The following is a 25,999-nucleotide window of genomic DNA, read 5'->3' on the forward strand; positions in this document are numbered from 1 at the left end:
CAGCTAAGTGTAGACCAGCTGAGTTGCCTATGCTCCTCGCTGTTACTAAATCGATATTAAGTTGCGCTAATTATGTAAATGTTAAGTCAATTCACTATTTTTAGAAACCAATTTCGGCCGGTAGTCCCGGCAAATCACATTTAAAATTTGTTTCCTTATCCTTATGAAAGACGAACAAGAATCCTCGCGCCGCAGTTTTATTAAAAAACTAACCACAGCAACCGCGGCCGTAGCTGCCGGATCGGGCTTTTTAGCCAGCCAAAGCCAGGCCAAATCTTTTTCCATCCAAAAACGCCTCATCGGCAACAGCCCTAATGACCAGGTAAACATCGCCCTCATTGGCGCTGGTGGTATGGGTACCCAGGACACCATCACCGCCCTGCAGGTGCCCGGTGTTAAACTGGTAGCAGTATGCGATTTGTATGACGGTCGCTTAAAAGATGCCAAGACCCGCTGGGGAGCCGACATTTTTACTACCCGGGTTTACAAAGAGATCCTGAACCGTAAAGACATTGACGCCGTAATCATTGCCACACCAGATCACTGGCACCAGCAAATTTCTGTTGATGCGATGCACGCCGGTAAACATGTGTATTGCGAAAAACCGATGGTTCATGCCATTACCGAAGGGCCGGCGGTGATCAAAGCGCAAAAAGAAGCAGGAATGATATTCCAGGTAGGCAGCCAGGGGGTATCATCATTAGGCAATGAAAAGGCACATGAGCTATTAAAAAGCGGAGCCATTGGCGAATTAAACTACGCCGAAGGTTTCTGGGCCCGCCGCGCGCCGCTTGAGGTTTGGCAATACCCGATCCCTGAAGATGCCTCACCTCAAACTGTTGATTGGGAAACTTATATCAGCAATACCAAAAAGCGTCCGTTTGATGAAAAACGCTTTTTCCGCTGGAGAAATTATACCGACTATGGTACAGGCATGGCGGGCGACCTTTTTGTTCACCTTTTTTCAAGCCTGCATTTTATAACCGATTCAGTTGGCCCTAATAAAATTTATGCATCCGGCGGCTTACGTTTCTGGAATGATGGCCGCGAAGTACCTGATGTACTTTTAGGCACTTTTGATTATGGTAAAACACAGGCACACCCGGCCTTTAACCTTTCGTTACGGTGTAACTTTGTGGATGGCACCAGCGGCACAACTTACCTTAAACTGGTGGGCAGCGAAGGCTCAATGGATATAACATGGGATAAAGTGACACTTAAACGCAATAAAGTGATGGATTCTGATGATCCATTCTATCTTGATAAACTCAAAAAAGCAGGTAGCGGTTATGCCGAACGCAAAAAAATGCTACCGCCCGAAGAAATCACGTATGATGCCGAAAAAGGATACAAAGGTGGGCCGTATGATCATATGGTGAACTTTTTTACCGCTATCCGCAATAAAGGCAAGGTAACCGAAGACGCAATTTTTGGCTATCGCGCGGCAGCCCCTGCCCTGTTATGTAACGATAGCTATTATAACAATACGCCCATGTTCTGGGATCCGGAAAAAATGCAGGTTATCAAGAAATAATAGTTCACCGCAAATACCTTATTATGAAACAACAGTTTAAAAAATTGGGTTTGGTACTGGCTGCCGCAGGCTTGGTTTGTGTGCACACTTCAGGCATCCCTGTTAATAATCACAAACCTGCTAAACAAGCCACTCCGGTAAAAGGTGGCTGGGTAAATCTCTTCGATGGCAAAACCCTGAAGGGCTGGCATGGGTTCAACAAAAAGGGGCCGGTAAAAAACTGGACTATTATTGACGGCGCGCTGGTTTGCCTTGGCGCCGCACAGGGTGATACCGGCGGTGATATAGTAACCGATAAAGCTTACACCAATTTTGAGCTTTCATGGGAATGGAAGATAGAAAAAGGCAGTAACAGCGGTGTAATATACCATGTGGTTGAAGATCCAAAATACCATGGCCCCTATGAAACCGGCCCCGAATACCAGATCATTGACGATACAGGCTGGCCCGAAAAACTGGAAGACTGGCAAAAAACTGGCTGTGATTATGCCATGTACCTGCCAAACGCTTCAAAAAAGGTAGCCCCGGTTGGCACCTGGAACACCAGTAAAATTATTTTCAATAACGGACATGTTGAACACTGGCTCAACGGCAAAAAGATTTTAGCTTTTGAAGCCTGGACCAGCGACTGGAAAAGGAAAAAAGCCGAAGGTAAATGGAAAGATTATCCCGACTATGGCAACGCCAAAACCGGGTTGATTGCACTACAGGACCATGGGCATAAAGCTTATTTCAGGAGCATCAAAATAAAGGAATTATAATATTTATAATTTTTTGCTTCGTACCTTCGCGCAACAGTTTTATCTTTATCAAAAAACTCATTGGGGGTACGAAGCAATCCTTAACAGCAGGCAACCATGCAATATCGCCGGCAGAGGACTGCTTCGCCGTTCCGCCTCCCAATGACCGGGAAAGATGAATTATCTTTTTAATCCCCCGTTGAATATATAACCCACAATGAGTTTTTTTGTTTGCTTCTTATCTGTTAATTAGCCAGTTGCAGTAAATCTTCTATATCCAGCCTGCGGGTAAACATGGTCAAATTCCCTTCCTGATCTACAGGCCATTGTTCTTTGGGGCGATCCCAGTAGAGCTCAACCCCGTTTTGATCGGGATCGTTAAGATAGATGGCTTCAGATACACCATGATCAGATGCTCCTGTAATATTGTAACGGGCATCAATCAGCCTTTTAAGTATAATGGCCAGGTCTTTTCTTTCGGGATATAAGATGGCAGTATGGTATAAGCCCGGTGCGTATTCCGGGGCTGGTGAAGCGCCTTTGCTATGCCAGGTATTTAAGCCAATATGATGGTGATAACCACCTGCAGATATAAATGCAGCCTGATCGCCGTACATCACCATTTTTTCAAAGCCTAACAAACCACAGTAAAAATCAAGAGATTTTTGCAGGTCGCTTACTTTTAAGTGTACGTGACCAATGCGGGTTTGGGCGGGTATTTTATAATCGTTCATATAATTACATGTTTAAACATCAAATTTAATTATTATTGCACTACTTTTTGTTTTCCTATTGTAAAACAAGCTTATAAATAAGCAATGGCTATTTACTCCATACTATTACCACAATGAACGCATTAAGTAAAAATACTACCTTTGCAGAATGATCGTAAAATCGGCCGAATTTATTTGCAGCAACAGCCAGGTAAGCAAGTTACCTCCACCAGCTAAAGCGGAGTACGCTTTCATCGGGCGCTCAAATGTGGGCAAATCATCCCTTATTAATACATTAACTGGTAAAAAGGGTCTTGCTAAAACGTCGCAAACTCCCGGCAAAACGCAGCTGATCAATCATTTCCTGATCAACGAGAGCTGGTACATTGTTGATTTACCCGGTTATGGCTATGCCCGCGCATCAAAAACGGAAAAAGCCAAATGGGATAAGTTCATCCATACTTACCTGGACAAGCGCGAAAGCCTGCAATGTGTAATGGTGTTGATAGACAGTCGTCTCGAGCCACAAAAGATCGACCTTGAATTTTGCAACTGGCTTGGCGAAAAAGGTCTTTCATTTGTGCTGGTATTCACCAAGGCCGATAAACAATCGAACATTAAAACCGATCAAACTATTGCCCGGTTTAAAAAAGCCCTGTTGGCTACATTTGATGAAATGCCACAGTTTTTTATCACATCGTCAGAAACACAGCAAGGCCGCGAAGAGATACTTGAGTTTATTGATGCAGTAAATCAAAATTTTGAAGTGCCGGTATTTCTCGGTTCCCCTCTTGAGAGTAATAGCCCATGAAAAGGCAGGAATAATTTGTATATTTATGATAATGAATATCATAGAGACGATTAAGCGTTTTCCAGATCAGTCCAGTTGCATAGACTATCTTGAAGGATTAAGATGGCAAGGATTGCCAGAATGCCCGTATTGCAACAGCAAACGGAGCAGCAAGCGCCAGGAAAGCCAACGGCATATTTGCAATAGCTGTAACCGCAGCTATAGCGTTTTGGTCGGCACTGTTTTCGAGGGCACCAAACTTCCTTTGCCGCAATGGTTTTTGGCTATTTCATTAATGCTGAATGCGAAAAAGGGGTTATCTGCACGTCAGTTAAGCAGGGATCTGGGATGCAATCGTAAGACAGGCTGGTATTTGCAGATGCGGATACGGGAAGCCATGCGGGACGGCGGGGATGGCGGTTTGTTTAAGGGTATTGTTGAGGTAGATGAGACTTATTTAGGTGGTAAAAAAGCCAATCACTCAAAGAAAAAGCGGCAGGAAAGGCGCGATAATAATTTGCAGGTCACCGGCATGCAGGATAAACAGCCCGTGATTGGGTTATTGGAGCGGGATGGCCGTCTAAAGCTTCAGGTCATAGATAAGGCACATGGGAAAACGCTCAAACCCATTGTTGAACAATCAGTGAGCACAGATGCTACTATTGTAACGGACGGCTTTGGTGGATATGCCGGTTTAAATAAAATATTCCGTGAACATCAGGTATTAAACAAGGAAAAAGAAGAGTATGCCCGGGGAGAGTATCACACCAATACGATTGAGGGCTTTTGGACATTGTTAAAACGGGGGATATATGGTCAATACCATAAAGTATCGCTCAGACATTTGCAATCATACCTGAATGAGTTCACATTTAAATATAACAATAGAGGCAATAACCAGGTGTTTAACTTTTTAATTAACAAAATGGCTACTGCCTCTTGATGGGCTATTACTCTCTTGAGAGGGGAATCGCACAGGGGCTTTTAATTATTTTTAATATTGAGCAATATGCCCCGCACAATCATTCCATACAATCCCCGGTTAAAAGAGATGGCCCGGAAATTAAGGAATGACAGTGCAATTGGCGAAATATTACTCTGGAAAGAGTTAAAAGGCAAACAAGGTCGTGGATATGATTTCCATCGCCAAAAGCCTCTGTTAAATTATATTGTAGATTTCTATTGTTTCGAACTAAATTTGATAATAGAAATCGATGGCCAATATCATAACCACGAAGAGACATATAAACTGGATTTGATACGTGAGCAAGAACTCGAAAAATACGATTTAACAATTATCCGTTTTACTGAGCTGGAAGTAAGAAAAGACATGTTCAACGTTTTAAGAACAATTGAGCAAAATATAGAGAAATTTAAAGACAACGAAGTAGATCACACCTCTTACCCCTCTCAAGAGGAGAGCCGAATATCATGAAAAAATACTTATCTTTAGTAACCTTCGCCCATACCATTTTTGCCATGCCGTTTGCATTTATCGGCTTCTTTTTGGCAGTAACTACAACCCAGTATCATTTCGACTGGCTAAAGCTGGTTTTGATGGTTTTATGTATGGTATTTGCCCGTAATTCGGCAATGGCCTTTAACCGCTACCTTGACAGGGATATCGACATTCAAAACCCACGTACCAAACAGCGCGATATCCCAGCCGGCCGGATCAGCCCAAAAGCTGCTTTAACATTTGTTATTATCAACTGCCTGCTGTTTATTACAGCTACCTGGTTCATTAACAGGCTTTGTTTCTTTTTATCGCCGGTAGCTTTATTTGTGGTAATGGGCTACAGCGCAACCAAACGTTTTACCGCGCTCTGCCATTTGGTATTGGGATTGGGCTTATCGCTTGCTCCTATCGGCGCTTACTTAGTGGTTACCGGTCAGTTTGCCCTTACACCTATATTCTTTTCACTATCCGTACTTTGCTGGGTAAGCGGCTTTGATATTATTTACGCCCTGCAGGATGAAGATTTTGACCGAAGCCAAAACCTGCACTCTATCCCGGCGTATTTAGGTAAAGTGAACGCCTTAAGACTATCTACCTTTTTACATGTGCTTTCGGCTGTTTTTATCATGATGCCGGCATTTGAAACTCAGGTAGGCTTCCTGTACTACATTGGTATCGCGTTTTTTTGCGCCATGCTTGTTTACCAGCACCTGCTTGTAAAACCAAACGACCTGAGCCGCGTTAACTTTGCTTTTATGACTACCAATGGCATTGCCAGCGTAGTATTTGCTGTATTGTTTTTGCTCGACAGGATATGGATTCACTAACCGCCCTCCAAAAGTTTCGGCAGTATTTTGAAAGATATGTTCCGCTTACTGATGAAGAGTGGCAGGCTTTATCGCAATACCTAACGGTAGATGCCTTAAAAAAGAAAAGGTTTTATGTAGAGGCCGGTAAAGTATGCGATCATATCGGCCTGGTGGTAAAAGGATCCGTACGCTATTATCATGTTAAAGACGGCGAGGAAATAACCGGCTATTTCAGCTTTGAAGATGAAATGCTAAGCTCATACAAAAGTTTCCTTACCCGCACCCCGGCTGCAAACTATATCCAGGCACTTGAAGATTCGGTAATCGTAAATTTAAGCCACAAAAACTTACAACAAGCGTGCATGAATGAGCTTCTTGGTTTTAAGATGGAGCGTTTTGGGAGATTAACAGCCGAACACTATCTCATCTGTTACGAAGAACGTATTACTTCCTTTATCACTCAATCGCCCGAAGAACGTTATGCCGATCTTTTACAAACAGGTGGCGAAGCCTTGTACCGCATCCCCCAGCATTATATTGCCAACTATTTAGGGATCACTCCGGTTTCGCTCTCGCGGATCAGGAGAAGGATCATGAAAATAAGCGCTTAAAACTCACCCCAACCCTCTCCAAAGGAGAGGGAGAAAAAGCATACATTTTAAAGTCCTCTCCTTTGGAGAGGATTTAGGAGAGGTGAAATTCCTTATCTTTTGTTAACGTTTTGATTTACAAAGGCAGCATACCTTTGTAATACACAAAACGAAAAAAGATCATGCATACTATATTAGGAGCCGGCGGTCCGGTAGCAAACATCCTCACCAAAGAATTAATCAACCATAACGAAACCATCCGTTTAGTTAGCCGCAAACTGGTTAACACAAATAATAATGATAAAGTAACCTGGCAAAAAGCCGACCTGCTCAATTACGATGAAGTACTGTCGGCAGCAAAAGGATCGACAGTAATTTATCTCGTTGCCGGCCTGGTTTATGATAAAGACATCTGGCGGGCGCAATGGCCGGTGATCATGCAAAATGTGATCAATGTTACCAAAGCCACCGGTGCCCGTTTAATATTTTTTGATAACGTTTACATGTACGGACTGGTTAACGGCTCCATGACCGAAGATACCCCGTATAAACCCAGCAGCGTTAAAGGCGAAATAAGAGCGGGCATCGCCGAAATGCTCATGAATGAAGTTAAAGCCGGCAATATCAACGCAACCATAGCCCGCGCACCTGATTTTTATGGCGCCCCGGTCAACAGCTTTATTGATATGATGGTGCTGAGCAATTACGCCAAAAAACAAAACGCGCAATGGATAGGCAATCCGGATTGTAAACACAATTTTATTTACGTGCCCGATGCAGGTAAAGCTATGTTTATGCTTGGTCAAAATCCCAATAGCGGCAATCAGATCTGGCACCTCCCTACTCCGCCGGCCATCACCGGTAAACAGTTTTTGGATATTGCCGCCAAGATTTATAAAGTTGAACCAAAATATACACGCGTTAATAAAGTAATGCTGTGGCTGTTCGGTTTATTTAAAAAGGTGGTAATGGGTACAGTGGAGATGTATTACCAGTACGATCACGATTATATTTTCGACAGCAGCAAATTTGAGAAAGCGTTCAACTTTAAACCAACAAGCTACGAGGATGCGATAACTGAGATATCGAAAACGCTTCATAAAGGGTGAGTCCGAAAGTTGTTTTTTTGTCGGCAAGTCCGATGTCAGCAAGTCCGAAAGTCAAGATGTAACTTTCGGGCTTTTTTAATAGGAATATCTTCTTTTTAATTCCAACCTACGGACTTTTCCGACTTGCGGACTTACGGACTAAATACGCATATTTGCATATCTGCACATCTAAAAATCATGATCCACAAAAAAACAAGAACATATATCCCGGCTTCCCTTGATATTAAATGGGAAACCCTTGAGCCTTTTTATAAAGAATTATTAGATCGTCCAATCCACTCAGTTGAAGAACTGGAGAAATGGCTGCGCGATAAAAGTGAGCTGGAAGCAGCTTTGGAAGAAGATTTCGCATGGCGCTATATCCGCATGACCTGCGACACCACCAGCGAAGACCTGCTTCAAAAGTTCCAGTACTTTGCTACCGAAATTGAGCCCAAAATTGCTCCATATAGTAACGAACTGAACAAAAAGCTGGTTGCCAGCGCGTTTGTTGATAAACTAGATGGCGAAAAATATTTTATTTTTTTACGGGCCGTAAAAAAAGCATTGGAACTTTTCCGCGAGGAAAATATCCCGGTACAAACCGAAATCCAGGTGGAACAGCAGAAGTACCAATCTATAACCGGTTCCATGTCTGTTCATGTTGATGATAAGGAATTTACTTTAGAACAAGCCTCCGTATTTTTAAAAGGCACTGATCGTGCTAAACGCCAGGAAGTTTGGGAAAAGATCACCAGCCGCCGTTTACAGGATAAAGACAAACTCGATGAACTTTTCGACCATTTGCGTAAGCTTCGTCACACAGTAGCAACAAACGCCAGTTTTGAAAATTTCCGCGATTATATGTTCCAGGCTTTAGGCCGTTTCGATTATACCCCGCAGGATTGTTATGCTTTTCATGCAGCTATCGAAACCGAAATAGTACCTATTCTAAAAACCCAGGCCGAAAAGCGCCGCGAGGCTTTGGGCTTACCGACGCTTAAGCCATGGGATATGGATGTGGATATTTCTGGCAAGCCAGCCCTTAAACCATTCCAAAATGGCGAAGACCTGATCGAGAAATCTATCCAGTGCTTCAGCAACATCAATCGTTATTTAGGCGAACGTTTGGAGATCATGAAAGATAACGGCCTGTTTGATGTGGAAAGCCGTAAAGGCAAAGCTCCGGGTGGTTACAACTATCCGCTGGCCGAAACCGGCGCGCCTTTCATCTTCATGAATTCGGCCAATACCTTCCGCGATTTAACTACTATGGTACATGAAGGCGGTCATGCGGTACACACTTTCCTTACTGCCGATCTGGAACTGAATGATTTTAAACATTGCCCATCCGAAGTTGCCGAATTAGCCTCCATGTCGATGGAGCTGATCTCGATGGATAACTGGAATGTGTATTTTGATAACGAGGAAGATCTTAAACGCGCCAAACGTGATCAGTTAGTTGATGTTTTGAAAACTTTGCCCTGGGTAGCTGTTGTCGATCAGTTTCAGCACTGGATCTATACCAACCCCGACCATACCGATGCCGACCGTACAACCGCCTGGATCGAGATCTTTGAACCATTCGGCGCGGGTTTTGCCGATTGGAGCGAACATCGCGAAGCATTAGCAAATCTTTGGCAAAAACAGTTGCACATCTTCGAGGTGCCATTTTACTATATCGAATATGGCATGGCCCAGTTAGGAGCTATAGCTGTGTGGAAAAACTACAAAGAAAATCCGGAAAAGGGTTTGCAACAATATTTAGACGCCCTTAAACTCGGTTACACTAAAACTATTAAAGAGATTTACGAAACCGCAGGGATCAAGTTTGACTTTAGCGCGGCCTATGTAAAAGAACTGGCTGAGTTTGTTAAATCAGAGTTGGATAAATTAAATTAAAATTTTCTCTCATAAACAACAAAAGTGCTACTGGCGCTTTTGTTGTTTTATACCTGTCTGCCGCGGCAGTTTTTGCTTTTAATTCAATACCCTATTATACAACTCCCAATAATCCTTCACCATTTTATCGCTCGAAAACTGTGAATTTGCCCAGTCATAACAATCAGCCCTGCTAATCTGACGGAGCCAGCCAACTGCTTCGGCGGCTTCATCAACCGTATTAACCAAAAAGCCGGTCTGTGCGTTTTTGATTAATTCTGGCATCGAGCCGCGGTTAAAAGCTATGACCGGCGTACCGCACAGCATTGCTTCAGCCACACTCAGGCCAAAAGGTTCATCAAAGCTGATGGGATGCAACAGTGCATAAGCTCTGCCTAAAAGCTCCCGGCGCTTATCAGGCCCGGCATGGCCTATATACTCCACATCAGCACAAAGCAATGGCTCTATCTTTTCCTTAAAGTAGTTTGTATCCTGAACTATACCGGCTATCAGTAATTTCCGTTTACTTTTTTTGGCGATATCGATAGCTTCGGCAGTTCCTTTATCGGGATGGATGCGGCCGAAGTACAACAGGTAACCATCCGGCTGTTCATAAAACTGAAAATCACGGGTATCGAGGCCGTTGTATACCGTGGCTAAATAATCAAGCTCAGGGCTGCGATCAGCATTGCTGATAGAAACGTAATGCCCCCGGCTATTATATTTTTTATAAACAGGGATGATCTTTGATGATGAAAACCCGTGAATGGTAGTAAGTAGCGGCGTTTTAATCAGGCCTGAATATGTAAGCGGCAAAAAGTCAAAGTTATTATGAATAATGTCGAACTGACCGGCCTTTTCCATCAGGTTACTGATATGCAGGCATTCCAACACTTTGGCATCCTGTGTTCTGTCTTCCTCGTAACCCGTCTCGCAAATGGCATCAAGTTTACCCGCGGTTATCGAATCGCCCGTGGCGAAGAGCGTTACCTCCGCCCCCATTTTGATGATCCCTTCGGTTATGTTTGATGCTATTTGCTCCCAGGGCCCGTAGTGCCTGGGCGGCGTACGCCAGGCAACAGGGGCTAATACAGCTACCTTCATTTAACAGATCTGCATTTTTTGGCCGTATTTATTGTATTCATATTCCAGCTCAAAGGCTTTCAACACCGTAAGGTGCGATATCAGATAAGCCAATGTACTTTCAGCTCCCTGGTTACGGTTAATGCCGCCAGGCAGCAAACCATCGCAGCAGCCTTTGGTTTCATGGTCATACAGCGGTGCCCGCAAAGTATTTTCGCCCAGGAACCATTTATAGCTCAGGAACATTTTTTCAATATACTGCGGTATCCTGAAGATCTGGTATGCCTGGAAATGCATCAGCACCATAGCCATGGTTTCAATAGCCTGCTGATCAAATGTAGGGAATGTGCCGCCACGGTAATACCAGCCATCATTACCAACAGGACTTAAATATCCGTTTGATAAAGTAAGCTGATCAAGGAAAGCCATAGTTGCCAAAGCTATTTTCTTGGCCTCTTCATTGCCAGTGATCTCGCATGAGTGCAGTAAGGCCAGCGGCAGGATGGCGTTATCGTAAGTCATCTTTTCCTCAAACCATTGCCAATCATCAGCCTGGGTGTTGTTATAGGCATCAATTAATGGCTGGGTAAGGTTGGCCAATATTTTAACCATACCCTCGTCTGTAGGGTAAACCTGCAGGTAAAGACTGATACCAATTATAGTATTGGCCACACCCCTTAAATGTTTCAGCGCTGAAAAATGCGGCACCGATTTATGGAAGATCTCCAGGGCGAATTCACGGTATGAATTGCTGGCCGCACAGCCAATCAAATGACCAAGAGCCCAAATGGTACGGCCAAATGAATCTTCCGACCCAACCTCGTCCAGGTAGCGTCTGTCAAAACTCAGGAAGTTGCGGAAGTTGCCATCATCAGTTTGCATGTAGTGGATATAGCTCAGGTAAATAGGCAGCAGCTCAAATGCTTCCCGGCTCCCGTTACGCTGATAAGCCATTAGTGCCATAATGAGCGCACGGGCGTTATCATCCAAACAATAACCTTCTTTTAAATTCGGGATCCCATACTTGGCATGTTGTACAATCCCTGTATCATCGGTTAGCCGCAATACGTGGGTCAAGCTGAACTTTGGCAGGATCTCCGGATCAACAATGCTATTACGCAGAATCTTGTCACTAAAGTCATAGCGAACCATTGATTCCTGCGCCACCTTAATAAATTCGGCACCAATAACCGGCCAGCGTAAATGCAGACCATATTGGTAAGCGTTTTCTTTCAGCTCGTTCAGCACACGGTCCTGATCAAGCAATTCAATAACGGTATCGGCCAGCGCTTCCGAATTTTTAAAATCAAATAACCTGCCGCGCTTTTCGGCCAGCAATTCTGTAGCATGCCAGTACGGAGTTGAAACTACTGCTGCACCTGCACCAACAGCGTATGATAGCGTACCGCTGGTGATCTGTGCTTCGTTTAAATATGGTGTTACGTAAATTTCGCAGGCAGTTAAGTAGTTTACCAATTCCTCTTCGGAAACAAACTTGGCGATAAATGCCAGGTTCTTCGAAACGCCTAACTGCGCCGCAAGCGATTTCAAGTGATCGCGATACTCCTCGCCCGAACTTTTGATAACCCCGGGATGTGTATTACCCAATACCACGTACATCACATCAGGGTGTTTCGCTACTATTTTAGGCAATGCTTTTATTACGGTTTCCAAACCTTTGTTGCGGCTTAGCAAACCGAAGGTTAACATCACCCTTTTGTTTTTAAAAGACGATAAGCTTTTAACCGGATTTTCGTCAGGGGCTTCCACATCAGGTACGCCATGCTCTATAATCTGGATCTTATCGGCAGGGATCTCATAAATATTGGTCAGGAAATCTACTGCACGTTTACTCATCACCACAACCTTTGATGATTGCTCGGCAATTTCCCGAATAATGATGCGCTGCACATAGCTCGGATCTTTCAATACCGTGTGTAAAATAGAGATCAGCGGTTTTTCGAGACGATTAATCAGCGGTAAAATATAAATGCCGCTTTCGCCGCCGTAAATGCCAAACTCATGCTCCATAATACATACATCGGCATTACTGGTATTGATATAATTGGCCGCACGGATATAATCTTTCTGGTGATTTTGGCGAATGATATATTTAACTTCCTCCGGGTATTCATATTCCTGCAGATTTTCCGAATCATTAAGTGCCACAACAAAACCATTTTGTGCTAAGGTGTGCCTTTCAGGAAAATTTGAACTGATGGCACGCATCAAATTATTATTAAATGTTGCAAGACCGCATTCGCGGGGGGGATAGGTTGATATATATGCTATTTTCATATGTTGATTGTGTATAGATGCTTTGATAGTCGTTTTACAACATTTAATTAATTGTAAAAGCAGGGTGACCTTAAAAAGATGCATCAGTGACCTTACTTATTGCCTTTAGGACACCGAAAGCATTGTTTTTATAGGCATTGCTATAAATACACAAACCATACCAATTTAACTCAAACTATAATCCTTATGAATTATGAAGGGGTTGTAACAGGCAATTTACAAGGAAGAACAAGTTGTTATAAAAGTTGTCATTTCGATAGAGCGGCGATGGGATTGCGCGCCGGGGCGAAAGAGAAATCTTATACGACATGCAAAACGATTCTGTATATCCGCAGACAGCTCGTATAAGATTTCTCCTCGTTCCTCGTTCGATTTCTATGATTTAAGCAACTAATTTTTGATAATTTTTTTCGTAAGGTCTGTTTTGGTTGACGCAGGCGAAAAGGCGTAATATGAGTTTGTTCCTAACTGCATTAATGACACTCATTTTATTCTTTTTCTCCTGCAATACCTTACGTTCGTAAAAGCGTTTTAGATCTTGGTTATGCTGTATGGCAACTATAGCGGCAAGATGTAGGAGCGTTTTGACTTTTTTGTTGGCCATATGCGATACCCTTGCCTTTTTAATAAGCTTACCGGAGTCATCTGTAAACGGTGCTACGCCTGAATAGCAAGCGAACTTTTTAGGGTCGCTAATATCCTTGAATTCGTTGGTAGTAACAATGACCTGTACGGCGGTTACTTTGCCAATGCCACTTACTGAAGTTGCCAGTTTGAATATCCGGGTTAATTCTTTGTCCGCTTTAATAATTTCCTCAATAGCCCGCTCTGTCCTGGCTATGTCCCCTTCGATCGCCTTTAAGGAATGGCTACAGGCTTGTATGTTCTGCTTGCTGGTTTTGCCGGGACTGAAAGATACATGCTCTTTTAGTGGCACTTTCAACTGTTTTTTAACAGTTATTAACCGTAACCGGGTAGCTGCAAGATGGGCAAGTTGCTGCACAGCTTCGCGCTTAGGCTCCCATAAACGCAGTCCTTCCCGCTCCTTATAAGCATACCAGGCGATGCGCATGGCATCTACCTTGTCATTCTTGCCCCGGATATTCCCTAATGAGTTCTTGATCTGGGTAGCTGCTTCTAAGCAAATATGTGCCTTCTTTTTATGCAGGCAAGCCAAAGCATGGTTGTTATAAATACCAGTATGCTCCATGCAGAAAATAGCTTTGCTTAAGCTGAACCCAAGAAGCTTTCCCAACTCCTTGAGAAATGTATTGATTGCTGCCGGAGCGTTAGCAATTTCCTGGTGGAATAAAAACCGGCTGCCTTGCTGGACAGCAAAGTCCAATTCGTTTTTGGACACATCGATGCCAATGAAAAATTCAAATTCCATATCTTTACCCTGTTTATGTTAGTAAACAGTTAACATGTTTTAAACTACATCAATTCCTTACTAATGAGCCTCGTAAACTCTAATTTCTATTTGATGCCACAGTTTAAAACAAGCGGTAAAGGAGTAAATCGAACGATAGGCCTACAAGCCTGGAAATGACAATAATGCGCCTTTACCGCTGTTAACTTTATCCACAAAATCTAAGGTTATTAACAAAGAAAAAGAAGCAAAAAGAAAGCTTCAACAATAATAATAACCCTTATTATTTTGTTGAAGCTAATCTAAAGGAAATGACAAAGAGGCGGTGAATTTTTTATTTATTGGTGTAGAAATCAATCGCTTTTATAATCACATCGCAAGCTTTCCTGATCTCGTCATGTGTTATGATCAAAGGAGGCGCCAAACGCATGGAGTTGCTGCAATGTAAAAACCAGTCGGTTATTACACCGTTTTCGATACAGCGATCAATTATTTTTTTATTAAGGTCGAAGTTTTCCAGTTCGATAGCCATCATAAGGCCTTTGCCGCGTACCTGTTGTATGGCGGGGTGTACAAGCAAATCCCGAAACAAAGCTTCCTTTTCGGCCACGGTAGCTGCCAAATTGTTATCCAGCAGAAACTCCAGCGCAGCCAAGCCCGCCGCGCAGCATACAGGGTGCCCGCCAAAGGTAGTGATATGACCAAGGATCGGATTTTCCTTTAACGCATCCATGATCTGGTTTGATGAAATGAACGCCCCTATCGGCATTCCACCGCCTAAAGCTTTTGCCAGTAACAGGATATCTGGTACGATATCAAAATGCTCAAACGCGAAAAGCTTGCCTGTGCGCCCGAATGCGGCCTGAATCTCATCCAGGATCAGCAGCGTACCAGTTTCGGTACAACGGGCACGTAAAGCCTGTATATAGGTAAGATCCGGCACACGGATGCCAGCCTCACCCTGGATGGTTTCGATAATCACACAGGCGGTTTCTTCAGTTATCAGCATAAGATCTTCCGGGTTGTTAAAACGGATGAAATTTACGCCCGGTAATAAAGGACGATAAGCCTGTTTAAACTCCTCATTGCCCATAACACTCAATGCACCATGTGTGCTGCCATGATATGAGTTAAGACAAGCCACAATCTGCTGCCTACCTGTAAAACGCTTGGCAAGCTTTAATGCCCCCTCAACGGCTTCAGCGCCTGAGTTGGTAAAATATACCGACTGCAGGTTATCTGGCAGCACAGAAACCAGCTTTTCGGCAAAGCATACCTGCGGCGTTTGCACATATTCGCCGTAAACCATCAGGTGCATGTATTTATCAACCTGCTCCTTTATTGCATTAATAACATAAGGGTTGCTGTGGCCTAAGCTACTTACACCGATGCCTGAGATCAGATCGATATAGGGTTTATCCTCCGCATTGTACATATAAATACCTTCGGCCCGCTCAAATTCAAGCAATAAAGGAAAATTAGTGGTTTGCGCGTTATTGGCTAAAAAAAGCTGGCGAAGAGTAGACATAGCAATTAGTGAATTAATGAGTTAGTGAATTAGTGATTGCCTAATCGTCGCAAAATTCAACATTTCGTTCAATAAGCCACAAATAAAAAAGCGAACTTAAAATTCGCTAATTCAATAATTCACTAAATCACTAATTAATTCCCCGCTCTCTCGCTGCGTTCGCTGAGTTGTTTGATGAGCTCATCGTTAAATTCCTGTTCGCTTTTGTACAAGACACTCACCTTTTCGGGCGGAAGGATCTTGGCAAAGGAATCGCGGTAGCGTTTACGAATCCCAACCAGCTGGCTTTCGTAATAGATCTCCTTATCTATTTGCTCGGTGCCGTTGGTTGATGAAGTGGAGTTATTTAAACGCTTCAGAATGCGTACAGCAGTAAGCTCCTGCTGGTACTGATTATAAAGCGGCCAAAATTTGTTAGCCTCTTCATCAGTAAGATCAAGCTGGCGGCTGATATACCTGTTACGGGCAGCCTCAAGTCTTTTACCCATAGCGCCCTTTTTGTTGCCATTAGGGCGTACCGGGTTAAGTTGGGGCCTTGAGGGCGTTTGAGCCGGAACAAAGCGGTTAACCTGCCCCACAGCTTCATAGCCTATTGCCATAACAAATAACACAATACAAATATGCCTGATCAATTTACTCATTAAATTTTTTCCTCTGTTTAATTATCTATATAATCCGACAGATCTTCGTCTGCATTACTTGTGTTGCTTTTTTGGTTTGCATCTATCAGTGTACGGGTATCGCTTGCATCCATATGTAACTGAAGATAGCTTTTTATTTCATCAACCGGTACCGATGATACCTGCTCATGCAAGTAAGAATGGTTATGATCCGGCGCCTGGATATCTCCCCTGAAAATAACACCCACACCTAATATCAGAGCAAAGCAGGCCGCTGTAGCATACCTGATGGTTGGCGACAACCAAAGCCTCCTCACCATTCCTTTTTTCTGTACAGGTTTAGTTTTGTTAATGCTTATAACATTATCAAACTCCTGCTCTTCTACAACTTCAGCATTAACTGTTTTATCCAGGATTCGCTGGTTAAGCTTATTAAAGTAATCTATCGGTACAACAAAGCCTTCGTGCTCGGCATTCACTACTTCCTCAACTGCTATGCGGCTTTGAATATTGACGCTTAGCTCCTCAAAATAATTTTCAGGAACAGTAAACCCTTCATCGCCCATGGCTTCCTCAATCGCTATACGGCTTTGGATGTTGCTGCTCAGTTCATCAAAGTAATTTTCGGGTACTGTGAAGCCTTCATCAGCCAGGTTCATGACCTCCTCCACCGCTACACGGCTTTGGATATTGCTGCTTAACTCGTCAAAATAGTTTTCGGGCACCGTGAAGCCCTCTCCCGCATTCATGGCTTCATCCACCACAATACGGCTTTGAATATTGCTGCTCAGCTCATCAAAATAATTTTCGGGAACGGTAAACCCCGAATCACCGGCGCTAAAAGCACGCTCAATATTTATACGGCTCCGGATGTTGCTGCTTAGCTCGTCAAAGTAATTTTCGGGTATGGTATACCCTGCAGATGGATAGTTTTTTAATCCCTCAAGCCATATACGTGTTGTAATGTGCTGCGCTAACTCATGGAAATAGCCTTCAGGCACTATGAACGGGTTAGTTTTGCTAACCTGTTTTAGCGCGATGAAATCATCCAGCCATTCCCTATTGTCCATATCGCTTTTCATACACAACTATAGATTGGTATAGTGCTAAAAGGTTTAACGTAAATTAAAAAATTAATCCCTACCAAGCAAATGAGCTTCTATCTTCTTGACTGCCAGGTGAAACGAAGCCTTTAAAGCCCCCACACTGGTACCCAAAACCTGCGACATTTCTTCATACTTCATGTCTTCATAATATTTCATATTGAAAACAAGCCGTTGTTTTTCGGGTAGGGTAAGCAGTGCTTCCTGTAGCTTCCGCTGCGCTGCATCGCCGTTAAAATAGGTTGAGTCGGCCAGCGTATCGGCCAGCTCATAAGCAACATCATCCAACGAAACATTATTTTTTTGTTTTTTCTTATTCAAAAAAGTAATGCATTCGTTGGATGCTATCCTGTACATCCAGGTGTACAGTTGCGCGTCGTTTCTGAAACCAGCCAGGTTTTTCCAAACCTTTACAAAAACATCCTGAACCAGATCATCAGCATCGTCATGATCAACAACCATGCGCCTGATGTGCCAGTATATTTTTTGCTGGTACTTTTTCAACAACAGGTTAAATGCCTCATTCCGGGTTTTTTCGTCCTGAAACTTGCTTAATATCTCTGAATCTTCAACCTGTACCGACATTTTTAGAATTTTATTAATGTTAAAGGTTTAATTAACCTTTTTTGTTTTTTCTTTCTATCACCTTTTTCACCGCTGCCACAATATGATCTGCATCCAGGCCGTATTTGGTCATCAGCTGTTCAGGTGTACCGCTTTCGCCAAAGCTGTCATTTACAGCTACGTACTCCTGTGGTGATGGATTGTGCACTGCAAGCACCTGGGCAACGCTATCGCCTAAGCCACCCAAACGGTTATGCTCTTCGGCAGTAACTACGCAGCCTGTTTTGGCAACTGATTTCAAAATAGCCTCTTCATCCAACGGTTTAATGGTGTGGATGTTGATGATCTCGGCATCGATACCCTGCTCAGCTAAAATTTCGCCTGCAAGGATAGCCTGCCATACCAGGTGACCTGTAGCAAAGATACTTACATCGGCGCCTTCGTTCACCATCCACGCTTTACCAATTTCAAATTTTTGATCGGGATCGGTAAAGATCGGAACAACCGGGCGGCCGAAACGTAAGTAAACCGGGCCATCATACTCAGCAATAGCAACAGTAGCGGCTTTGGTTTGGTTGTAATCGCAGGTGTTGATAACAGTCATGCCTGGTAACATTTTCATCAGGCCTATATCTTCCAAAATCTGGTGGGTAGCACCGTCTTCGCCCAAAGTTAAACCGGCGTGTGAAGCGCAAATTTTAACGTTTTTGTTTGAATAAGCTACCGATTGACGAATCTGGTCATAAACCCTGCCTGTTGAAAAGTTGGCGAAAGTACCGGTGAAAGGAATTTTACCGCCAATGGTCATACCCGCAGCAATACCAATCATGTTAGCTTCGGCAATACCTACCTGTACAAAACGCTCAGGGAATGCTTTAATAAAATCGTTCATTTTTAACGAACCAATAAGGTCGGCGCAAAGAGCAACAACCTGGTCATTTTTCTGGCCTGCTTCCAGCAACCCGGCGCCAAAGCCCGAGCGGGTATCTTTTTTATCTGTGTAAGTGTATTTTTTCATTGTTCAAATTCCCCCTGCAATCGAGAGGGATTGGCATTAAATCGTAATAATAAAATTGATGTCTTTAACTCTCCCCCTTTGGGGGAGCCGGAGGGGGTGAATTAATAATCGCCCAGTGTTTCCTCTAACTGATCTAACGCCAGTTTAAGCTGCTCATCATTTGGTGCAACACCGTGCCATTTGTGGCTGCCTACCATAAAATCGACACCGTAACCCATTTCGGTATGCATCAGGATCATGATCGGTTTACCCTGACCTGTGCGGCTTTTTGCTTCTTCAAGCACTCTAACCACATCCGCCATATCGTTACCTTTCATATCCAATACATCCCAGCCAAAAGCTTCCCATTTAGCGCGAAGATCGCCTAATGAAAGTACCTGTTTGGTTGGACCATCAATTTGCTGACCGTTAACATCGATAGTTGAGATCAGGTTATCAACATGATTGTGCGGGGCAAACATCGCAGCTTCCCAAATCTGGCCTTCCTGGATTTCGCCATCGCCATGCAGGGTAAACACCAATGATTTATCACCGTTTAATTTTTTTGCCAATGCAGCGCCGATAGCTACCGATAAACCCTGGCCCAATGAACCCGAAGCAATACGGATACCCGGAAGATGCTCATGTGTGGTTGGGTGACCTTGCAAACGCGCGTTCAGTTTACGGAAAGTTGCCAGTTCGGCTTTATCAAAATAACCGGCATGTGCCAATGTGCTGTAAAACACGGGGGAAATATGGCCGTTTGACAGGAAGAAAATATCTTCGCCAACTGCATCCATATTAAATTTAGGATCGTGGTTCATTACCGAAAAATACAATGCGGTAAAGAAATCGGTACAGCCCAATGAGCCGCCCGGGTGGCCTGATTGACAGCCATGTACCATGCGTACAATGTCGCGCCTGATTTGTGACGCGGTTTTTTCTAATGTTTGTAAGTCTGCTTTCATTAATGGAATTTAGGAACTGCTAAAGTAGCTATTTTGATTGTGTTTTTAACACTTATTTTACAAGATCGAGCACCTGTTGTGACGAGGCCTTAGTATCAACCTTACTGATCACATGCGTAATAACCCCTTCTGCATCAATTATAAATGTGGTACGGGCTGTACCCATATACTTTTTTCCGTACATATTCTTTTCTACCCATACACCGTAGGCTTCAACAATTTTAAGCTCATTATCCGCTATCAGGGTAAATGGAAGGCTGTATTTGGTTTCAAATTTTTTGTGCGATTTTTCATCGTCGGTACTTACCCCTATCACCTCAAAACCTTTGCTTAAAAGTGATTGATAGTTATCCCTAAAATCGCATGATTCGGCAGTACAGCCGGGGGTATCATCTTTAGGATAAAAGTAAAGGATCACATTTTTCCCTTTGTAATCGGCAAGGGATACTTCTTTGCCGTTTTGATCTTTAGCGGTAAAAGCAGGAGCTTTATCGCCTTCTTTTAATGTTGTCATGGCTTATTTAGGTACTTATCTGGAAAAATCGGCGGAAAATTCCGAAAAATTATTCTTGTTATCAACTAAAGTCAACTTAAACACGTGTTTACCGGGTGCAATATCGCTATTAAAGGTGTAACTTGATATTTTACTTTTATAATCGTGCTCCATCAGCACCCATTTGCCATCAATGGTACCGGTATAACTCTTAATTCCTGATAAATTATCACTCATCCTGAAGTTAATACTGCGCGCAGCCCTCATATTACTGCCATTTTTAATATTAAGCGGATGGATAACGGGCGGCACAGTGTCTACTTTGATATAATAGTCGCCAAAAGCGCTCACCTGCGATATCACATAGCCATCTTTAAAGTAACCGCCCTGGCAGCCGCCCCAAGAACTTACAATAACCGCCTTATCAGTGTACTTACCCAGGTCAACATCGGGCTTGATCCAGATTTCATAGTTATCGTGAATGGGCGTTAACCGGTTATGGATATGGTGCACGGCCGAATAAGCACCTGCAGGTTTGGCTGATGCTGAATATTGAAAATCAAGGTCATCATAAAGGTTACCCGGCATAATGACCACTTTCACTTTGTCGTTGCTAAACTCACTCCGCTTGTCATAGTAAAACATAGTACCGGTAGGTTTTACAGGCTGTGGGTTTGTAAACGGAGATGATTTAACCTTCAGGTTAAGCGATGCTGTATTGCCCGCCACATCCTTTACAATATACTCCACATCATGCGTCGCGTTATCATCAAACGTAATAATGCCGTTATTTACCGATTGCGGATACAATGAAATCCGGCTGCCGGGCAAAATGAAACATTTCTGCATCCACCTGTGGGATGATTCAAATGCAGGGTAATCTATATACGCATTGATAGCATGGGTCTGATCAAACGCGAAACGTTCAACCGCAAAGGTATACACGGTTTTGCCATCCAGTTTTAGCTCTATTGAATAAACGCCGTTATGATTAAACGACGTGCTGTTCATATCGCTGGTATTAATCCCGAATCCGATGTTACCGCTTAGTTCCAGCGTTTGTGGTTTAAGGAGATGATAATTACCTGCTGAGCCCGTAACGCCTAAAAACTCTTTAGGTGTTTTTTCGCTGAACGGTTTTCCGTTGAGGTGATAGATACCAATAGCGGTAATTGTAGGTGGCACTTTATCAGGAATGGTTAAACCAAATAGCTGAGCATTGATGGTTTCCTCTGTTTTACTGTCCCTGATCTCAAAGTGCACATGCGGCCCGGCCGATGCACCGGCATTTCCTGAAATAGCAACAACCTCATCCTTTTTTACCGGCACCTGTGTTGGTGTAAGGTTAAAATCAGCTTCAAAGGTTTGGTGCTCGTACTGGTATTTCTTTACCAGGTCAATAACCGCCGGGCTAAAGCTTTGCAAATGACCGTAAACCGTAGTATACCCATTGGGATGGGTGATATAGATAGCCCTCCCAAAACCGCCAAACTGAACACGTACCCTTGATATGTAACCTTCGGCAGCTGCATGTACGGGGTAGCCTGTCTGCTGGTTGGTTTTAAAATCGAGCCCGGAGTGGAAATGTGACGGCCTTAACTCGCCAAATGAACCGGCTGTAGTGGGCGGCGTAAGATCAAGCGGATACCTGAAATAGTTTTGCGGGTAAGCCCTGCTTTGTATAATATTTTGAGCAAATGCGTTTGAATAAAGCGCCAAACACATTGCGCCTGTAACCAATATTTTTTTTATCATGCTTACTTAACGTAAAAATCGAGCATTTTCTCATCTTCGAGGTATCCCTCAAGTCTGTCGCCGATTTTTACTTTTGATACACCTGGTGGGGTGCCGGTAAATATTAGGTCGCCCTTTTTTAGGGTGATGTATTTTGAAACAAAGGCAATGATGCTCTCAAACGAGAAAAGCAAATCGCGGGTGTTGCCCTGCTGGCGGGTTTCGCCGTTAATATCCAGCTTAAAGTTGATATCGTAAACAGATTCAAACTTGGTCTTAGGCACAAAAGTACTGATGGGCGCCGAGCCATCAAAGGCTTTAGCCAGTTCCCAGGGAAGGCCTTTTTCTTTGTGGCGTGCCTGAACATCACGCGCGGTAAAATCAATACCTAAGCCAATTTCTTCATAGTAATTAGCGGCAAATTTTTCGCTGATGTGCTTGCCCTCTTTGCTGATCTTCAAAACCAATTCAATTTCATGGTGAACATCTTCCGAAAAATCGGGATGGTAAAAAGGCTTGTTCTCTTTTAATAAGGCCGTATCGGGCTTCATGAAGATAACCGGCGTTGTGGGTACCGGGTTATTGAGTTCTTTGGCGTGTTCGGCGTAGTTGCGGCCAATGGCAATAATTTTCATAAATGAACGCTATAATCGCCAAAGCTAAAAAAATTGATGGGTTTGGGAGGAAGGTTTATAATGTTGTATTAATAATTTGACGTTCCCCTCAAGTAAAACTTACGCAGGCAAGTTGCGTACCTCTGGCACGCCCAAAATGGGATTCATTCAATTGCTACAAACCTTTTGCCCCGCTGGGGTAGTCAAAAATGAAAAAATTAAGTTTAATCGAATTTAATTAATAACCGAAATCCTTTTGATAACAGATTCGGTGCCGGCAACAACGCGGACAAAGTAAAAACCACGTACCAGCTTATTACTGATCGGGTAATTCAGATTATGATCGCCGGATTCAACCCTTTGAGAAAACAGAGTAGAAATATCGTTGCCCAGCACATCCATTATTTTAATGGTTACGTTGGCATTACGCGAAATGGAATACTTAAGATTGATCTGGTCGGTTACCGGGTTGGGGTACAATTGCACATCGCTTAGTAGTTTATCATCGGGCCGGGATACATTCAATTTTACACTTGAAGTAACAGCGGGTTTTAATGGAGGAAGCGAAAGGTGCAAGCCATTCTTTAAATAAGACGTTTTGGCGGCTTTAGTTTTACCCCTAAGATACACGGTATCAGACTTTAGCGAATGACCATCGGCAACAAAGGCGAAGTTCACGAAAATTGCCATCGCAATTATCACGACCCATGTATAGGTATAAACATAAGAATATGTAAAATTTCGCCTCATTATTTAGTATGATTCTACAAAAGTATAAATAATGCCCTCATCCCATTAAATATTAGTGTTTTTGTAAAACTTTTTAACAAATTTTAACAAAATGCACAGCCTTATTGTACAATAGACACATAATTTCCTTATACGTTTAATCATTGTAATGGTTTAACCAAAAAAATTAATATTTTTGCCATCTCTAAATCATAAAAGTGTCAAATCATAAAGATCTGCATAAACTGTCGGCCGCGGGCTTTCTAATCAGTTTAGGAATAATTTACGGTGATATTGGTACCTCCCCATTATACGTATTCAAGGCTATAGTTGGCCAGCGTCAAATTTCAGAAACGTTAATTCTTGGAGGTGTTTCGCTCATTTTTTGGACATTAACCCTGCAAACCACTTTAAAGTATGTGGTGATAACCCTAAGGGCGGATAACAAGGGCGAAGGCGGTATTTTCTCGCTGTTTTCATTAGTACGGCGTAAAGCAAAATGGCTTATTATACCGGCGGTAGTAGGGGGCTGCGCCCTTTTGGCCGATGGCATTATTACCCCGCCAATTACCATATCATCGGCTATTGAAGGTTTGCAAACCTATTACCCTAACTTGCCTACTGTATATGTGGTAATGGCCATTATTACCGCTTTATTTATCATACAGCAATTCGGCACGTCACTGGTAGGTAAGGCATTCGGGCCTATCATGTTCGTCTGGTTTACGATGATGGGCTTTTTAGGTGTTACCTATATCGTACATGATCCATGGATCATCCGCTCGTTAAACCCGTACTATGCCATTAAATTGCTTACGTCGAGTTCAAGCGATGGCGCCTTCATTATATTGGGTGCCGTGTTTCTGTGTACCACAGGTGCCGAAGCATTGTACTCCGATCTTGGCCACTGCGGTAAAGCCAATATCCGCGTAAGCTGGGTGTATGTAAAAATTTGTCTTATCCTAAACTATTTAGGCCAGGCAGTTTGGTTGCTACAGCGTAACGGCCACGTTATGGACCTTAATGCTCAAAACCCCTTTTACCAAATCATGCCAACATGGTTCCTGATATATGGCATCGGCATAGCTACAGTAGCGGCTATCATTGCCAGCCAGGCGCTGATATCAGGTTCGTTTACGCTCATTGCCGAAGCTGTAAGGCTTAATCTTTGGCCAAAAGTTAGGATCAACTATCCATCAGAGCAAAAAGGACAGCTATATGTACCCAGCGTTAACTGGCTGCTTTGGGCCGGTTGTTTAGGTGTGGTGCTAATATTCAAACACTCGGATAAAATGGAGGCTGCTTACGGTTTAAGTATCACCGTAGCCATGCTCATGACCACCATACTGGTATCCAAATTCCTGAAACGCAAAAAAGTACCCAATTATATCATCAATACGTTTTTGGCGGTTTACCTGCTTATTGAAGGAACCTTCCTTACCGGTAACCTGCATAAGTTTTTAGATGGAGGTTGGTTTACACTGTCGATAGGTTTTGTGCTGTTTACTGTAATGTGGACCTGGCATACTGCCCGCAAGATCAGGAACCGCTATGTGAAGTTTGTTGAGATAGAAGACTATTTTGACATTATAAAGGAGTTAAGCTCCGACGAAAGTGTGCCTAAATATGCTTCGCAGTTGGTTTATTTAACCAGCGCCAACTTCAATTCAGAAATTGAATCAAAAATTGTTTATTCCATACTTCAAAAGCAGCCTAAACGTGCCGATGTTTACTGGCTGGTACACGTTGACGTAGTGGACGAACCTTACAAACGCGAATACGAAGTTGACCATTTAGTACCAAACAAACTAATCAGGATTGACTTTAAGCTCGGTTTCCGCGTTGAACAGCAAATAAACCTGCTATTCAGGAAAGTAGTGGAAGATCTGGTTAAAAAAGGCGAGGTTGATATTACCAGCACCTACAAGTCACTGAACAGGCATAAAATTGTCGGTGATTTCCGTTTTGTGGTGATCGAAAAGATCTTCTCACGCTCACACAACCTGTCATTCATCGAAAGATTTATAATGGATTACTACAAACAGCTTAAAAAAGTGAGTTTATCCGAAGAGCGCGGTTTCGGCCTCGACCTGAGCTTTGTAACGGTAGAGAAAGTGCCGCTGGTGCTTGCTATACCTGAGGCAATTGAAATTCACCGGGTTAATTAAATTCCCCCTTTAATATTGAAAGCCTTCCGGAAACGGGAGGCTTTTGTTTTTCAATCTACTACGGGCTTTCAGCTCAAGTGTGTAAGCTGAAAGCTTACACTATGCTGCCCACAGTCTGAAAGCCTGC

Annotated in this window: 24 protein-coding genes; 10 read left to right on the forward strand and 14 right to left on the reverse strand. The window is 43.2% G+C overall.

The window, feature by feature from the left end; all coding sequences use genetic code 11:
* The first annotated feature begins 163 nt into the window (after positions 1 to 163).
* Positions 164 to 1,534, forward strand: coding sequence for a Gfo/Idh/MocA family protein (locus J3L18_RS17385; protein WP_129568463.1), 1,371 nt, complete (start codon positions 164 to 166; stop codon positions 1,532 to 1,534).
* A 23-nt stretch (positions 1,535 to 1,557) separates the two neighbouring features.
* Positions 1,558 to 2,295, forward strand: a complete 738-nt coding sequence (locus J3L18_RS17390; RefSeq protein ID WP_129568462.1) for a 3-keto-disaccharide hydrolase — start codon at positions 1,558 to 1,560, stop codon at positions 2,293 to 2,295.
* Positions 2,296 to 2,519: 224 nt separating this feature from the next.
* Here J3L18_RS17390 and J3L18_RS17395 read toward each other — a convergent pair whose 3' ends face one another.
* Positions 2,520 to 3,008, reverse strand: a complete 489-nt coding sequence (locus J3L18_RS17395; protein ID WP_129568461.1) for a VOC family protein — start codon at positions 3,006 to 3,008, stop codon at positions 2,520 to 2,522.
* A 148-nt stretch (positions 3,009 to 3,156) separates the two neighbouring features.
* On the opposite strand from J3L18_RS17395, the gene yihA reads away from it, so the two are divergent.
* The 7 genes from yihA to J3L18_RS17430 all read left to right on the forward strand — a co-directional run bounded on the left by yihA (position 3,157) and on the right by J3L18_RS17430 (position 9,625).
* On the forward strand, positions 3,157 to 3,798 hold the full coding sequence (gene yihA / locus J3L18_RS17400; RefSeq protein WP_129568460.1) for a ribosome biogenesis GTP-binding protein YihA/YsxC: 642 nt from the start codon (positions 3,157 to 3,159) through the stop codon (positions 3,796 to 3,798).
* A gap of 31 nt (positions 3,799 to 3,829) precedes the next feature.
* Positions 3,830 to 4,720: an IS1595 family transposase gene (locus tag J3L18_RS17405; RefSeq protein WP_189549506.1), complete on the forward strand. Its 891-nt coding sequence runs from the start codon at positions 3,830 to 3,832 to the stop codon at positions 4,718 to 4,720.
* A gap of 66 nt (positions 4,721 to 4,786) precedes the next feature.
* Positions 4,787 to 5,212 (forward strand): endonuclease domain-containing protein, encoded by a 426-nt coding sequence (locus tag J3L18_RS17410; protein ID WP_129571997.1) that lies wholly within the window; start codon positions 4,787 to 4,789, stop codon positions 5,210 to 5,212.
* Positions 5,209 to 6,063 (forward strand): UbiA-like polyprenyltransferase, encoded by an 855-nt coding sequence (locus tag J3L18_RS17415; protein ID WP_112654815.1) that lies wholly within the window; start codon positions 5,209 to 5,211, stop codon positions 6,061 to 6,063. Before J3L18_RS17410 ends, J3L18_RS17415 begins: the two co-directional genes overlap by 4 nt.
* Positions 6,051 to 6,656, forward strand: a complete 606-nt coding sequence (locus tag J3L18_RS17420; RefSeq protein ID WP_129571996.1) for a Crp/Fnr family transcriptional regulator — start codon at positions 6,051 to 6,053, stop codon at positions 6,654 to 6,656. The genes J3L18_RS17415 and J3L18_RS17420 overlap by 13 nt, the downstream gene beginning before the upstream one ends.
* Positions 6,657 to 6,817: 161 nt before the next feature.
* Complete coding sequence (locus J3L18_RS17425; protein ID WP_129571995.1) at positions 6,818 to 7,744, forward strand: NAD-dependent epimerase/dehydratase family protein; 927 nt, start codon at positions 6,818 to 6,820, stop codon at positions 7,742 to 7,744.
* Positions 7,745 to 7,921: 177 nt separating this feature from the next.
* Positions 7,922 to 9,625 carry a M3 family oligoendopeptidase gene (locus J3L18_RS17430; protein ID WP_129571994.1) on the forward strand — a complete coding sequence of 568 codons (1,704 nt, stop codon included), beginning with the start codon at positions 7,922 to 7,924 and terminating at the stop codon, positions 9,623 to 9,625.
* Positions 9,626 to 9,703: 78 nt separating this feature from the next.
* Here the strand turns inward: J3L18_RS17430 and J3L18_RS17435 are convergent, their stop codons facing one another.
* From J3L18_RS17435 to J3L18_RS17495, 13 genes are all read right to left on the reverse strand, one after another.
* Entirely contained in the window at positions 9,704 to 10,708 is a 1,005-nt protein-coding gene (locus J3L18_RS17435; protein ID WP_129571993.1) for a glycosyltransferase family 4 protein, read from the reverse strand.
* Positions 10,709 to 12,985 (reverse strand): glycosyltransferase family 4 protein, encoded by a 2,277-nt coding sequence (locus J3L18_RS17440; protein WP_129571992.1) that lies wholly within the window; start codon positions 12,983 to 12,985, stop codon positions 10,709 to 10,711.
* 382 nt (positions 12,986 to 13,367) lie between these two features.
* Entirely contained in the window at positions 13,368 to 14,375 is a 1,008-nt protein-coding gene (locus J3L18_RS17445; protein WP_129571973.1) for an IS110 family RNA-guided transposase, read from the reverse strand.
* A gap of 313 nt (positions 14,376 to 14,688) precedes the next feature.
* A complete protein-coding gene (locus J3L18_RS17450; RefSeq protein WP_129571001.1) occupies positions 14,689 to 15,882 on the reverse strand; it encodes an aspartate aminotransferase family protein in 1,194 nt (397 codons plus the stop codon).
* 134 nt (positions 15,883 to 16,016) lie between these two features.
* A complete protein-coding gene (locus J3L18_RS17455) occupies positions 16,017 to 16,523 on the reverse strand; it encodes a hypothetical protein (RefSeq protein ID WP_091172619.1) in 507 nt (168 codons plus the stop codon).
* Positions 16,524 to 16,540: 17 nt separating this feature from the next.
* Positions 16,541 to 17,584, reverse strand: a complete 1,044-nt coding sequence (locus J3L18_RS17460; RefSeq protein WP_129571000.1) for a hypothetical protein — start codon at positions 17,582 to 17,584, stop codon at positions 16,541 to 16,543.
* Positions 17,585 to 17,635: 51 nt separating this feature from the next.
* Positions 17,636 to 18,190, reverse strand: coding sequence for an RNA polymerase sigma factor (locus tag J3L18_RS17465; protein ID WP_090531966.1), 555 nt, complete (start codon positions 18,188 to 18,190; stop codon positions 17,636 to 17,638).
* A gap of 31 nt (positions 18,191 to 18,221) precedes the next feature.
* Positions 18,222 to 19,187 carry a transketolase family protein gene (locus J3L18_RS17470; RefSeq protein WP_090531969.1) on the reverse strand — a complete coding sequence of 322 codons (966 nt, stop codon included), beginning with the start codon at positions 19,185 to 19,187 and terminating at the stop codon, positions 18,222 to 18,224.
* 101 nt (positions 19,188 to 19,288) lie between these two features.
* Positions 19,289 to 20,134 carry a transketolase gene (locus tag J3L18_RS17475; protein WP_090531971.1) on the reverse strand — a complete coding sequence of 282 codons (846 nt, stop codon included), beginning with the start codon at positions 20,132 to 20,134 and terminating at the stop codon, positions 19,289 to 19,291.
* A gap of 52 nt (positions 20,135 to 20,186) precedes the next feature.
* Positions 20,187 to 20,648 carry a thioredoxin-dependent thiol peroxidase gene (gene bcp, locus J3L18_RS17480; RefSeq protein WP_091221880.1) on the reverse strand — a complete coding sequence of 154 codons (462 nt, stop codon included), beginning with the start codon at positions 20,646 to 20,648 and terminating at the stop codon, positions 20,187 to 20,189.
* Positions 20,649 to 20,663: 15 nt separating this feature from the next.
* Positions 20,664 to 22,382 (reverse strand): M23 family metallopeptidase, encoded by a 1,719-nt coding sequence (locus tag J3L18_RS17485; protein WP_129570999.1) that lies wholly within the window; start codon positions 22,380 to 22,382, stop codon positions 20,664 to 20,666.
* Between the two features lie 2 nt (positions 22,383 to 22,384).
* Positions 22,385 to 22,996, reverse strand: coding sequence for a fumarylacetoacetate hydrolase family protein (locus tag J3L18_RS17490; protein WP_129570998.1), 612 nt, complete (start codon positions 22,994 to 22,996; stop codon positions 22,385 to 22,387).
* Between the two features lie 213 nt (positions 22,997 to 23,209).
* Positions 23,210 to 23,665, reverse strand: a complete 456-nt coding sequence (locus J3L18_RS17495; protein WP_176844542.1) for a T9SS type A sorting domain-containing protein — start codon at positions 23,663 to 23,665, stop codon at positions 23,210 to 23,212.
* 257 nt (positions 23,666 to 23,922) lie between these two features.
* Between J3L18_RS17495 and J3L18_RS17500 the strand changes: the two genes are divergently transcribed.
* On the forward strand, positions 23,923 to 25,872 hold the full coding sequence (locus tag J3L18_RS17500; RefSeq protein ID WP_129570997.1) for a KUP/HAK/KT family potassium transporter: 1,950 nt from the start codon (positions 23,923 to 23,925) through the stop codon (positions 25,870 to 25,872).
* Positions 25,873 to 25,999: the final 127 nt, after the last annotated feature.

It is taken from the genome of Mucilaginibacter gossypii (assembly GCF_017569325.2).
Taxonomy (GTDB): domain Bacteria; phylum Bacteroidota; class Bacteroidia; order Sphingobacteriales; family Sphingobacteriaceae; genus Mucilaginibacter; species Mucilaginibacter gossypii.